Source organism: Chitinophaga sp. 9-1-y (assembly GCF_059511905.2).
In genome coordinates this window covers 4,782,077-4,795,982 of record NZ_CM197955.1, presented here as the reverse complement: position 1 = coordinate 4,795,982, position 13,906 = coordinate 4,782,077, and the positions used below count along the sequence as shown (strand labels likewise).

The window sequence follows — 13,906 nt, the reverse complement described above, 5'->3', positions numbered from 1 at the left end:
TTGAACTCCCTGCGATTTTAATTGCACTGGTTTGCAATACCAGGCAACGGGAATGCCGGCAGCATCCAATGTTTCAGTTTTATGAGAATGGAACAACGGGACTTGTATCATGTCAGTCAGCAATAATTCCGGAAAATCACTCAGCATCCGTGAAATTGTCCTATTCGATTTTCAACATGAGCTGCCCGGTGATACTGATATTTATGAAGAGGTATTTCAAAACTATCCCAAGTGGGTGGAGCGCTCGGAAAGCCGCCGGATCTGGGAACCTACGGACAGGAATTACTACAAAATTCCGGAGCCTGAGAATATGCGGGCCGCCTATGGCATGCTTACCCTGCAATTACCGCATGGATTGCCAGCCACCTGCCGGAACTCAGGTATATCCAGGATATATGTCCATTATTACTCCTGACTACGATGGTTGCAAGTCATCAGGCCAGCATAACGGTTAGCAATAAACGCTTATCATTACCAAACGCCCATTCTGCAATACATTACGAAGATACGTGCTACTTCCAGGGAGGATCACCGGAATGTTTCAAAGCACGCACCAGTCGCGGTTTTTTTTGCGCTATTTATTAGTCTGTTAACAGGCAAACTTGCAGATCATCTACCAAGTAGCTATCCGGATTTTCCCTAATGATGAAGTAGGAATTATCATTATGGAAAATCCGGTGCTACCGAAATATTATTACGAATGCCATTTGAAATGGGCTATAAAGTATTTACAACCACTTTCCCGGTCAATATTTTTCCTGTCTTCGTCCTTACCTGAATGATATAAACACCATTTAGCACAGATGATGGTAGCTGAACATAGTTAGTTTTTAACACACCCTGGTAAACAGAATGGCCCTGAAGATCATTGATATGGATGATACCACCTTCGAGACGCTCTTTATGACGTATATGAAACAAGCCCCTGGTTGGGTTGGGGTAACATTCGAGTAATGCAGGCGAAGTGCTGGTAATTTTCTGAATGGACAGGCATTGACCCACAATTACCTTTACTTGTTTTCTTACAGGATATTCACATTCGTAGCCGGCACTTGCATAATAAATCCTGGTGATTGATGGACTGACTTTGTAATAGTTCCCTGTAAATAGTAAATTTCCCCCGGTTGGTGCATCGTACCACCTGATAATCGACAATGTAAATACAGGAACAAAGGCGTGCAGAGTAGCACTGTCATTAATACATATATTAATGCTATCTGCATCAACACTTGGACGCTGGGAGGAGCCGCCCATATTATATGAATTATAAATAGTATCAGATCTGCACCCGGAAACAGGATCAACTGCCTGCACGGAAACATTGACCTGGGCAGGAACCGGAGGTAAGAATGCAGGAGTCGTGATACTACTACTATTGGTTATCAGATAGGCAGTGTCAAGAAATAGACCTGAAAAATTTTTGTACAATAGATGTACACGATAGTTAAAGCCCGCCTGGTGATTTTGGACCGTTAATGTCTGACTACCGCAAACCAATCCCTGTGGAACGGTATATACGGGATCAGGTAATTTACTGACAACGGCTGTTGCCGGAACCCGAACCGGATATTCACATTGATATGCTGCAGTGACATAATAGGTGGTGGTTGTAGTAGGCCCCACTTTGAAATATTTCCCGGTACCAACTAAATTACCTCCCACAGGCGCATCGTACCAACGAATAATGGCGATATTATCCCCTGGATCATTATGAATAAATGCATGAAAGGTAGCACTATCTCCTTTACAGATGTGGATGCTGTCGGCATCCAGGGCAACATAGGTAGAATGACCTCCTATATTAAATACCTGATGTACACTATCTGATTGGCAGCCGGTAAGTGCGTTGACCGCCTGTAAATAGATGTCAACAGTAGCGTTGAAGAAATAAGCAATGTCCGCAATATTCACGATACCACTATTGATTACCGTATAGGAGGTATCTTTTAGGAGACCAAAAAGTCCGGCATACTTTAAACGGACATTATAATTAATACCGGATTGATAGTTTGATACAGATATGGCAGTATTACCACAGGTGATAGACTGGGGTACGGAATATACCGGATCAGCAGGCCGGGGATTTATAAACACCTTTACGGGCGTGCGCTGGCTGATACATCCGCCGCTTTCTGCTTCCACGTAGTAGGTGGTAGTACCTGAAGGACTTACAGTAAGGGAATAATCGCCAGGATCAGATGATATCAGATTTCCACCTGTTACCCCATCATACCAACGGTATATGGTATTAGCATTACGTACAGGACGTATTTTTACCGTATTTCCCTGACATACCGTGGTATCTTTAACAGGTACCGTTAAAGGAGCGGGTAACGACTGTTTACGCAGCGCATAATAGATCCTGAAGTTTCCTAATAAGCCGGCCAAACCTACATTGTAGGTTACTACCACCCGATCAAAAAGTTGACCCGGTTTCAGCAATAATTCTGCCTGCGTATTATCCGGCAGAATATGTATTTGTGCGGCGGAAGGCGAGAGCGAATCATTATTGGCGGTGCTGCCGTTGTAGGTGCGTAAAGTAATATTACCAAAAGCGCTGGCATTTAATGGATAGCTGCTAGCCACTTTTATGATAAGTGAATCGCAGGCGGCATTTCCTGCGGAGGGGAAAATCAGTGTCTGAGATAATTTTACACCTAGTAATTCTACTGGAACTACAAATTCAGAATAGTTGGAGTGATCTGTATCAACTGCATTATTAGGGTTATTGATACTGCATAGCAAGCATAAACCGGTAATAGAATTTGATTGGCTGTTTGCATACACTGTTTGACCGTAAATTCGGGGTGAGAATAGTAATAGCAGTAACAGTAAGAACATGGAGTTAAGCAAATGTAAAAATGCTTTCATGGGATAGAATTTAGTTGAGAGATAATTAAGAATATAGTAAGTTTAAGCTTTCAGTAAAGAATCGGGTTAATAGATCAAAATTCATCAATAACACTGCTTCTGATTTGCATTGCAGCATTTAAGACTCATTAACCGGGTTTGAGTTAAAGATAATATGATGGTGGGCTGCAAACGTGACCGTGCTTAATACTGGTTAACTGGTGCTTGTTAAGATACACGCTATTTATATAAAACATGTGCTACTTACCAACTTTATTCATATTTATTAAGAATAGAATTGGTGGGTAAAAGTGTTTAGCAAATACTAATCAAAAAAGCTGATCTGAAAACATTTTTTGTTTTTAGATCAGCTTCCGGTAATTATTTTGGGGCGCTTAACTTTATCTGTACCTACCACTAAGATATACCCGGTTATTATTTCTCGCGGGTATAGCTAAGTTCTACGCCGTTATTTCCAGTTAAGATAAGCGTGGAGTCAGTCACCTGCTTTATAATAGTGGTGTCAATACCAGGGCCTGCTGCTTTTACGCCTGTAGTATGATTCCACAAGATCAGTGTATCGCCTTTTAACTCCCATTTTTCATAGAGGAGTGTGTGCATATTAATTGAACTGGCAGTTCCATCCGGGTTTAATTGAATTCCTTGTTTATTGGGTTCCTGGCCTGGGATGGGTTGAACCCATTTTCCTGCCAGTTTGCTGCTTGTTGCTGGCTTCTCTTCTGTTGTTGAGGTGGAGATGGCCGGGTTTGTTGTCGTTGAATCCTCAGGTTGTTTTTGCCCATTATTATTGTTACACGCTACCAAGGATGAGGCAAATACAATTGTTGCCAGAATGGATGTTTGTGATTTCATATTTTTTTATTTTAATTATACCTGAATTTGTATTTACCACATTTAGTTCCTGGGTATAAGATCAGCAGCTCCATAAAGCAAAATTAAAACCGGCTACTAATTGAGGACCATGTGCGGATAGGCACCATGTTGTGACCTGATGGTCAGTGTTTCACTATTATCATGCCATTTTATGGCTATGGTTGCATCTCTCACTTTTCCCATCAAGCGGGATCTTCAATTCTCTGTATTCGTCTGGCGCCGGGATGCCGTATTACTCTTGCAAACGGAGGAGCGTAAAAGGTAATTTCAACTGGCCTGATAAAAAATGCATAATAAGTAATAGTACAGCCAAAGCAAGAAATGTTTTGTTAAATAAGCATGTATTACCTGATTTTAAATTAGGTTTTACACTCAGGCCTTGTGGTTTTCTCCTTCAAAGGTAGATTCGGGCATTGGTAAGAACTACAATATTTTTGATATTAACTGATGCAATATTGCCCACAAGGGAAATAGTATTGAAACGCACCTTTGCGGTTGCTTAACTGGCACTATGCCAGAAACGATTGTTAATTATAGGAAGATAATGACCCCGTAAATTTTTCTTTTGGAATCAGCTGTGCCTGATCTCATGTTCTACATGCCAATAATTCCTCTATATATTTATTTAACGGCTTCAGTGATATTGGAAGCCCACTGAAAATACAATTTTCCACGAATAATATGCATAGACAGCTGCGTGGATGCCATCCTTCTAACTTCCTCTTTAGCACTTTCATTCAAAGGCTTTAATGCATGTATGATTGCGGAACTCACGGTCGTTACATAATCCCAAAATTCCTCAAAGGAATCAAATGACACAACCCCGGTAGTCTCCTGTTCCCTGATGTTCCTGAATCCCGTTAAATCAAGCCATTCTGAGGTGAAACCAGGTTGCATACAGTATAGCATTCCGGGAGTATAGGTACGATAGGACTTTGTGTGCGTGAGAGCCGAAACCTGGGACAAGATTATGTCCAGCCATAAGTTCTTGGATAGTTGTCCCCATGTTGAGATGTGTATACTGCCACCAGGTTTCAGCAATCGATGCATTTCCTGCAGCGGCTTAGCCAAATCTGAGAAAAACATGATACCATTTCGGCAAATAATAGCATCAAATTTTTCATTATCAAATGGAATTTCACTGGCATCGCAATGATAGGTAGAGTAGTTGGATATGTTTCGCTTTTGTGCATTTTTATTGGCCATTTTGAGCATTTCCATGGAGTTGTCGATTCCAATTACCTGTAGGGCCGGATTAATTTCAGCCAGCGTTATGCCTGGTTCTCCAGTGCCTGTTGCAATATCCAGAATGGTGCCGCCGGGTAATTTTTCTAATGGGCTAATCAGTTTGTTGGAAATAGGGGTGAGAAAATTATTAATAAGCTTTTCAAGGCGATTCCTGTCATCGGACATAGAATCCCACGGGTTAATTTTGGGTTGCATGGGAGATAGGTTTCGTTAAATGAATATAGTGCCAGCAAAATAGTTCAATTCAATATTTAAAGGGTTTTCATGTTCATTGTTTTATCTGGTTCGGACTTCAAACTTGTTTTACGAAAATAAATGAGTCAGCTTGAAGTATGAGTTCAGTAGTCCTGCCTAACTTCAATTTTGTAGCTTAAAAAGATGATAACCTTATGAAAAAAATTGTTCTGTGCTTTGGGATAACCCTCTTGTGTTTGCCATCATGTAAACATTGTCCGGAAAATTCCAATATCTCCAAAACCAGTTTTATTATTGATTATCGTGATCTGTCGGGTGTTTCTGACGGTATCGCTATAGTAGAACTAGATCCTGGATCTCCAGAGTTTGGAAAGATTATCTCCAAAATTGAATTGGGAAAAAACGTGTTACCACATCATATTTACTTTGACAAGCGCCAGAAAAGAGTATATAATACGGCGTTGGGGTTCCCATATCTCTATGAGTTGAAATTGAAACACGGTGCTGATGGCAGACCTGTCATTGACAAGGCGGAACCCATCAATACAGATGGGAATCTGGTAGGGGAGGATATTTTCTTCACAGGAGATGATCGTTTTTTTGTGACGTTTATGGGTGGAAAAGGTAATGAACACGGAGGCACGGTAGGCGTTTTTCGGGCATCAGACAATAAACTGATTCACACAATTGAAGCGGACATGGAGCAGGATAGCACTAAGTTCATTATGCATCCTCATGGGATTTCAATGAATGAGTCCACCAAAATGTTGATGGTAACATCCACTATTCATCCCGGACTAACATCTGGTTTCGGTAATACTGTTACGCAGATAAATGCAGATAATTATGCGCTTATAAAAACCTACAAAGTAGCAGATCTTCAAACCCCTGCTTCCAGTCCGGTGGAAGTGTTATTGTTGCGCAATGAATTTCCACCATATGCGCTGGTGACTACCATGTTGGGCGGAGATGTATGGATCGCTGATCTGGATCCTAAAACCAATAACTATGGTGAGTTCAGAAAATTCTTCGATGGCAGTGACAATGGGTTAGGTTGGGCATTGGAATTCTATATTAGCCCGGAGAAATTATTGTATGTGAGTTTTGCCAAGCCTGGCATTGTGAAGGTCTTTGATCTTAATGCCTTGCCAGCAGCGAGGGTAGTACAAACATTGCAGTCTGATCCAGGCGCCCACCATATGGCTTTCTTCAAAACTAAATCAGGAAGGGAGGTTGTTGCTGTACAGAATAACATGTTAAACCTTCCGGACATAAATGCAGGCACTATTGCCGTATTTGATGTTAAAACCGGACAGCGGTTGGCCACTGCAAATATCAAAAAGGATTACAATATCCAGCCGGAGTCAATTGAGTGGGCAAATGGGAATGGCCATTATATGCATCATTAATATCAGGAAAATGATACAGATGGCAACAGCAATGTTATACCGTGACGTCTATGCTAAAGCGGAAAGAAGAGTATTTGTACTCTGAGCATTGAATTTTTGGTACCCCGAAAGTTGATCTTTTGCCCCTGGAGGGTAACAGTAGGTTTGATGCCGCCGCAAGGGAGTGCAAAGGTATCAAATTCCATAGAGCCTGTGTTGGGGTGGTCAATATTGCATAGGTATTAGTCAATATAATTGTATGGACTGATATAGATGCGTTAAATTTTTGGGTCTGACTGGATACTCGGCAAGACGCTCTCCTCGGCGAATATTGTAGTGGGTTTTGATAATATAAGATCAGATTATTAAATGGAATATGTCAATATTTGACACCACCCGTAATTAATGAGGTCGTCTCTAATGATAAGGATCTTTTTAAATCCCGGTTATGAATAAAATAACGCCATAAATCAAATGCTCCTGGTAGGCGCTAGCTCAATAGATAGTCACGGTATGAAAAATATTCTATCCGCAATGCTGACTTTGTTGGCCTATTAGTCTATGCCTCTTGTTGTTGGGGGCGGGGGCTTATTTTATTTCGGGTTTATAAAAAAATACTTATTTTAACAGCACCATCTCTTCAATTTTCAACACTAAACAAGCGTATCTTGTACCTGATGCAGGAATATATTAAAAATATCATGGATGATGATCCGACGGCTTTTGAAATGGTATTTAAACTAAGTCACAAAAAAATATACGCCTACTATATAAAGAAAACTGCTTCTACAGAATTAGCAGATGAGCTGACACAACTGGCTTTTATAAAACTATGGCGCTTCCGGCATAAGCTGGCAGCGGATATTAGTCTGGATATACAATTGTTCCGGATAGCCAAAACCACGCTGCTGGACCACTTCAAAAAAATAGCGACAGAAGAAAGGAACTTAAGATCGTATTACCGGGATTATTCCCCGGATATTGCCGTTTTGCCGGCTACTTACGAAACAAATGAGCAACTGGCTGCCATATTAGACCGCTTACCACCCACCCGCAGGCAAGTGTTCATCCTGAGCAGGATAGAAGGATACAGCTATGCCGAAATAGCCGCCCGCCTCTCGATTTCTCCCCGGACCGTGGAAAAACACATATCGCTGGCATTAAAACAGTTAGGTGGTTATGCGGGTGCCACCATTGTCATCTGCCTCGCGCACCATATTTCTTAATTTTTTTTTATTGATTACGGGTATCTGTTAAGTACGATCGTATTAGAAGATGAGATATGAATATAACCGATCAACTGCTGGATAAATATTTTAAGGGCCAATGCACGCCGGAAGAGCAAGACCTGATAAATTCGTTTTTATGCGAAATAGATCTGCTGCCGGATCACCTCCTTACAAAAGAGGAGTGGGATGCTGTGGAGGATGCACCGTTATCAGCAAAAAAGACTGATCAACTTTTTGCGAAGATAACAGCAGATATTTTCCCCAAAGTGCGGCGGCTGCAATGGATCAAATATGCGGCGGCAGCGGCGGTTATTATTGCAATGGTATCTGTAGGTACTTTCATGTTTATGAAAACACAACCAAATCCGAAAATCGCACAAAATGAAAAAGATCAAAAAGAAGAAGCCCACGTAGCATCGTGGAAATCTACCTATAACTATGGTAATAAAGATGTGGCAGTCGTATTGCCGGACAGTTCAGAAATAAAAGTACATCCGGGAGCTGAAATCAGCTATACGCGGGATTTTGTCAAAACAAAGAGAGAGGTTTACTTAAAAGGGAGCGCCTATTTCAATGTATCAGTTGATAAGCAGCGTCCTTTTATTGTATATGCCGGAGGGGTTTCCACCACGGTACTGGGAACTTCCTTTACTATTACAGCTATAGAAGGAGGTGGTATTGTCAGTATAAAACTCCATACCGGGAAAGTGTTGGTGAAAAACATTTCTGCAGAAACAACAGTGCCTTCTTTTAATAAGGTGCTGACAGCAGGAGAGACGCTGGTGTTGAATAAAGCAACCGGAGAAGTGAAGGTGGTAGTAAAACAGGCAGCTATTCCACTTATGGATTCCCTATCCATCAATTTTATCCAGACGCCTTTGCCGGACGTCTTCTATAAGCTGGAGCAACATTATAAAGTGAGGATAAGTTGCGACGAAGCAGTACTAAAAACAATGTTTTTTACAGGAACTATAGACTTACAAATTCCACTGGACCAAATATTGAAAGATGTAACAGGTGTGAATAAATTAACACTTGTCAAGACCAACGAAGGTTTCCTGGTTAAAAAATAATTCGCGCCAATTGAAATTTGCATTTTACCCGTTTACCGGGAGGGGCTTCTATTGCCCGAAAACCAAAATAATTTAAACACTATGCAAAAAAGAATTACAAAGAAATTGTTTTTCAGTTTGTTTTTTATACTGGTCTGTACCGCGATGTTACAGGCGCAAACGCCCGAAATTACAGGCGTTGTCAAGGATGAAGCAGGCGCACCATTAGTATCTGCCACCGTTACGGTGACTCCCAAAAATGATACACAAAAGAAAAAATCAACATTAACCAATACAGACGGAAAGTTTACTATTTCAGACCTGGTTGCGGGATCTCCTTACCAGATCAGCGTATCTTATATTGGTTATAAAACCTGGATGATCGACAATTTTATGTTGAAACCAGCGGAGCAGTCTTCACTAATCATCAGTCTTAAAACAAATGCCGAGCTGGGTGAAGTAGTGGTAGTAGGTTATGGTAAGAGCAGCAAGCGGAATTTGTTGCAGAGTGTGAGTTCTATGAAAGGAAAAGATGTGGTGGAGGTACCGGCAGCCACGTTGGCGCAAACCCTGGCAGGACGGGTGCCCGGTCTTGTTATAACCCAGTCCGGTGGAAAACCCGGTAAAGCATCCAGCATACGTGTACGCGCCTACGATGGGTTTGGTGCCGCAAAACCACCTTTATTCGTGATTGACGGCGTTATTTCAGATCAATTTGCCTTTGATGGACTGGATGCTTCTGAGGTAGACAATATCTCCGTGCTGAAGGATGGTGCCTCCGCATCGGCTTATGGTGTGCGGGGCGCTAATGGGGTGATCGTGGTAACCACAAAGAAAGGGATTACCGGACCTCCCCAGATAAATGTGATCTCCAGCTATAGCATCAATGAGCCTACTGTACAACCCAAAACGCTCAGTGCATTTGACCAGGCAGTATTTACAAATGATGTTTTGCAGCAGATAAATCCAACCGGTTATCTCACCGATTCCCGGTATTATACCAAAGATGAATTGGATTACTGGAAAACACATGACGTTGATCTGCTGAAGAAGTATTACAAGCGCCCCACAGAATACCGCACTACAGCTAACATATCCGGCGCCAGTGATAAGATCAATTATTTTGTAAGTGGATCTTTTTATAAAGGAACCGGCTCCTTTGATAATGTGAACTATCAGAAATATAACATCAGGGCCAAAGTAGATGCAAAAATCACCAGGGATCTGAATATAGGACTCAATCTGACCACAGATATCCGGAACGATCAGAAGCCCTACTGGGAATATGATTATGATAACGATGATATGCCCGATTTATACAAAGGGCTACTGCTCAGAAGTAAAATGTCTCCGGACTATGTTACCTATAATGGCAAAAGCTATCCCGTGGGTACACTGATAGCCTGGCATCCGGGAGAGGTGATCAATGGAAACACGGGATACAACCGCAAAAAATGGAGTAACTACCAGGCGTTGGTGGATGTAAACTATAACCTGTCCTCCCTGGTAGATGGATTAAAACTGAGGGCCACCTTTGCTAACTATACCCGGCATGATTTCCGTAAGACACTTAATTTGCCTTATAATCTTTATATCACTAACCGATTCGGCACTAATAACCACCTGGTGGGGGATGAGATCGATTTTTCACGTACAAAGCAACGGAACGATGGAAATGCGATCAGTGAAACCTATAATGCCGGCTCTTTTTATCAGTTGAACTTCTATATCAACTATGATAAATCGTTTGGCAAACATAATATTTCCGCCACTGCCATGTACGAGCAGAGTGAAATCAACAATGATGCCTTTAATGCACGGAATCAGTTTGTGCTTTCCCGGCAACTGGATCAGTTGAGCCTGGCCAGTAGCGATCCTTCGAACTATAGCCTTGGTGGCAGCGAATTTGATGACGGCCGCCTGGCCGCGTTCGGCCGTCTGAGTTATAATTATGCCGGGAAGTACCTGGTGGAAGGATCGTTCAGATACGAAGGGTCAAGATACTTTATTCCAAGTAACCGCTATGCCATCTTCCCGGCAATATCATTGGGATGGCGTATTAGCGATGAATCCTTTTTTAAAGATAATATCCCGTTTATCAATGACTTTAAGTTCCGTGCCACATTTGGTATGACCGGTGAAGAACCGAATTTGAATGGAGACGGCTCGCAGAATACCACGCTGCAATGGGAGCAATATTACCGGAAAAGCGCAGGGGCCATCTTTGGTAACATCTCCAATGGTGTCTCTCTGGGAGCATACCCAAATGCCGATATCACCTGGGCCAAAAAACAATCTATTGATATCGGCTTTGATGCCAGCCTTTTCAATAACAGCGTGAATATTTCCGCCACACGCTTTACTACCAAAAGAACGGATATCCTTGGCGATATTGGGGCCAGCGTGCCTACTACCTGGGGAGCCAGCTATCCGCTGGTAAACTTCGGTGCAATGAACTCCAAAGGATACGAAGTAAGCGTTGATTACCGGAAGTCTGTCAATAAGAACTTGTCATTCAATGTAGGTGTTAATTACAGCTATGCCGTGAGCAGACAGGTACGTATTAACCAGGCCCAGAATATCAGGGATTATCAAAATCAGCTTGGCAGGTCTCCGGGAGGTATCATGGGATACGTCGCAACAGACATTATTCGTACACAGGCAGACCTGGATGCATTGCCGGCCGGGTATACTATTAATGGCGCAATGCCGAAAATAGGGATGCTTAATTTCAAAGACATACGCGGTGCTACTTCTGATAAACCAGATGGTAAAATTGACGGAAACGACCAGGAATTTATAGCCAATTATACAACGCCTCCTTCTACTTACAATCTGTCCCTGGGCGCTACCTGGAAATCATTTAGTATAGATCTGCTTATTCAGGGTACCGGTAACTATTATAAAGTACGGTCGCCATTACTGAACAGTGGGCAATGGTTCACCCAGGAAGAAGCCAGTGCCGCATTTTGGAAAGACCACTGGACCCCAGAAAATCCAAATGGAAAATACCCGATCTACCTGGATGAAGGAGGAGGAGGTAGTGCATCTACGTTCTGGCTGGATAATGCTTCTTTCATCCGGCTGAAAAACCTGAACCTGGGATGGTCCGTGCCTCTGCGCAAAAACAAGTCGGCTTTTAAAAGTGTCAGGCTGTTTTTCAATAGTTCGAACCTGTTTCTCCTGAAAGATCACATCAAAGTATACGATCCTGAAGCTAAGAGCCTGGTAACTTACCCGCTGAACCGCAATTATACTTTTGGTGTAAATGTTACCTTATAAAAATCACAATTCTTTCTTACTATGAAGCGTTTTTTTAGCTATAAAAATTCCATCCCTGCTGTTGCCATAGGTATTGTAATGGCAGTTTCCGGATTGATGAGTTGCACCAAAGTGCTGGATAAGCCTGATCTGGGAGCTATTCCAAGCGGGGAAGTATGGACAGACCTGAACCTGAGTACAGCCTTTCTGAATAATATATATCTGAATGTATTGCCCAACTGGCCAGATGCCACTTATCATGTATCTGATGAAGGTGCCGGCGGAGGTGACATCCTGTTTGGTCAGCTCACCGTGAATTCAATTAATTATTGGCCTTATGCAGATATCAGGAGCATAAACCTCCTGTTGCAGCAGGTGCCGGCTGCACCGTTTGCAGAAAACGATAAAAATGCATTAATCGGGCAGGCCTTGTTTCTTCGCGCCTGGTTGTATTTCCAGATGGTCAGCAGGTACGGAGGGGTCCCCATTATTCTTACCCCGCAGAACCTGGAAGATAACCTGAATGTATCCCGTAACAAAACTTCGGAGTGTATTACACAGATTGTAAAAGATCTCGACAACGCAGTGGCTTTATTGCCAACCAGCTGGAACACGGATAATGTTGGCAGAATTACACGCGGCGCGGCTTTAGCATTTAAAGGAAGAGTGTTGTTACACTATGCCTCCGAACAATTTAATCCGACCCAGGACCCCGCAAGATGGCAGACTGCTTACAATGTAAACAAAGCCGCGATGGATTCACTGACCAAATATGGCAATGCCCTGATGCCCGATTTCAGAAACCTCTGGTTTGTAGAAGGCGCCGGCAATACAGAAGCTATCATGGTGACACGATTCATTTATCCCGGTCGCGCGCAAACCCATGATGCCAGTGTCCGGCCACTGGAGGAATCGCAGAATTATGCGGGTGGAGATCAGCCATCATTGCAACTGGTGAATGCGTTTCCGATGAAGAATGGATTACCCATTACAGCACCGGGTTCGGGCTACAATAGCCAGACTTACTGGCTCAATCGTGATCCGCGTTTTGCTACTACAGTAGTGCACAATGGGGATGCCTGGGCGCTTTCCGGGAAAGCAGGACGCATCCAATGGACATTCAGCGGAGGAGAAGCCATCGGGGGAACCTTCTCCGGTTTTTACACCAGGAAAACAGTTTTTGAAGGATATAAGCCATTTGATGCGGAGCATAGCGGCACCGATTGGATAGAAATAAGATTGGCAGAAGTAATGCTGAACTATGCCGAAGCTGCCAACGAAACAGGTAAAGTACAAGCAGGGTATGATATGATAACCGCTATCAGGAAAAGAGCCGGTATCGACGCAGGGCCCGATGGCAACTACGGCCTGAAAGCAGGAATGTCGAAAGAGGAAATGAGAGCGGCTATTCTCCTGGAAAGAAGGCTGGAGCTGGCGTTTGAAGGTAAACGTGATCAGGACCTGAGAAGACGTAGACTATATGCCGCTGTATTAAATGGCAAAAAACGAACAGGTTTGGATATCAGGTTAATCAAGTTTGGTGGTAAAGCGGGAGATTTCTTTGCTGCGTACGCCACGGGTACCATCAACCTGAATACCGATTACTTCAGCTACTTCAGTGAAACACCTAAGCTGCTGGACCCCAACAATGAAATTAATTATAAAGACGAGTATTATTTCTATGCTATTCCCCTGGATCATCTCCAGAAAAATCCCAGGCTACAGCAAACAAATGGCTGGGACGGTGGAACCTTTGATCCGCTGCAGTAATCGCAGAGGAGCAGCCAGT

The 13,906-nt window shown here is 42.8% G+C and carries 9 protein-coding genes; 6 read left to right on the top strand and 3 right to left on the bottom strand.

Annotated elements, in window-relative coordinates:
- The first annotated feature begins 109 nt into the window (after positions 1 to 109).
- Entirely contained in the window at positions 110 to 415 is a 306-nt protein-coding gene (locus AC5ZC7_RS18800; RefSeq protein WP_496157360.1) for a hypothetical protein, read from the top strand.
- 302 nt (positions 416 to 717) lie between these two features.
- Here AC5ZC7_RS18800 and AC5ZC7_RS18795 read toward each other — a convergent pair whose 3' ends face one another.
- The 3 genes from AC5ZC7_RS18795 to AC5ZC7_RS18785 form a co-directional block, all read right to left on the bottom strand.
- Positions 718 to 2,871 carry an Ig-like domain-containing protein gene (locus AC5ZC7_RS18795; RefSeq protein WP_496157361.1) on the bottom strand — a complete coding sequence of 718 codons (2,154 nt, stop codon included), beginning with the start codon at positions 2,869 to 2,871 and terminating at the stop codon, positions 718 to 720.
- Between the two features lie 414 nt (positions 2,872 to 3,285).
- A complete protein-coding gene (locus AC5ZC7_RS18790) occupies positions 3,286 to 3,723 on the bottom strand; it encodes a lipocalin family protein (protein WP_496157362.1) in 438 nt (145 codons plus the stop codon).
- A 642-nt stretch (positions 3,724 to 4,365) separates the two neighbouring features.
- Positions 4,366 to 5,187 carry a methyltransferase domain-containing protein gene (locus tag AC5ZC7_RS18785; protein ID WP_496157363.1) on the bottom strand — a complete coding sequence of 274 codons (822 nt, stop codon included), beginning with the start codon at positions 5,185 to 5,187 and terminating at the stop codon, positions 4,366 to 4,368.
- 194 nt (positions 5,188 to 5,381) lie between these two features.
- On the opposite strand from AC5ZC7_RS18785, the gene AC5ZC7_RS18780 reads away from it, so the two are divergent.
- From AC5ZC7_RS18780 to AC5ZC7_RS18760, 5 genes are all read left to right on the top strand, one after another.
- Positions 5,382 to 6,596 carry a YncE family protein gene (locus AC5ZC7_RS18780; protein ID WP_496157364.1) on the top strand — a complete coding sequence of 405 codons (1,215 nt, stop codon included), beginning with the start codon at positions 5,382 to 5,384 and terminating at the stop codon, positions 6,594 to 6,596.
- Between the two features lie 656 nt (positions 6,597 to 7,252).
- On the top strand, positions 7,253 to 7,801 hold the full coding sequence (locus AC5ZC7_RS18775) for a sigma-70 family RNA polymerase sigma factor (protein ID WP_496157365.1): 549 nt from the start codon (positions 7,253 to 7,255) through the stop codon (positions 7,799 to 7,801).
- Positions 7,802 to 7,857: 56 nt separating this feature from the next.
- Positions 7,858 to 8,877: a FecR domain-containing protein gene (locus AC5ZC7_RS18770; RefSeq protein ID WP_496157366.1), complete on the top strand. Its 1,020-nt coding sequence runs from the start codon at positions 7,858 to 7,860 to the stop codon at positions 8,875 to 8,877.
- Positions 8,878 to 8,958: 81 nt separating this feature from the next.
- The gene (locus AC5ZC7_RS18765; RefSeq protein ID WP_496157367.1) at positions 8,959 to 12,138 is read left to right on the top strand and encodes a SusC/RagA family TonB-linked outer membrane protein; all 3,180 of its coding nucleotides are present in this window, start codon (positions 8,959 to 8,961) and stop codon (positions 12,136 to 12,138) included.
- A gap of 21 nt (positions 12,139 to 12,159) precedes the next feature.
- Positions 12,160 to 13,887 carry a RagB/SusD family nutrient uptake outer membrane protein gene (locus AC5ZC7_RS18760; protein WP_496157368.1) on the top strand — a complete coding sequence of 576 codons (1,728 nt, stop codon included), beginning with the start codon at positions 12,160 to 12,162 and terminating at the stop codon, positions 13,885 to 13,887.
- Positions 13,888 to 13,906 lie beyond the last annotated feature (19 nt).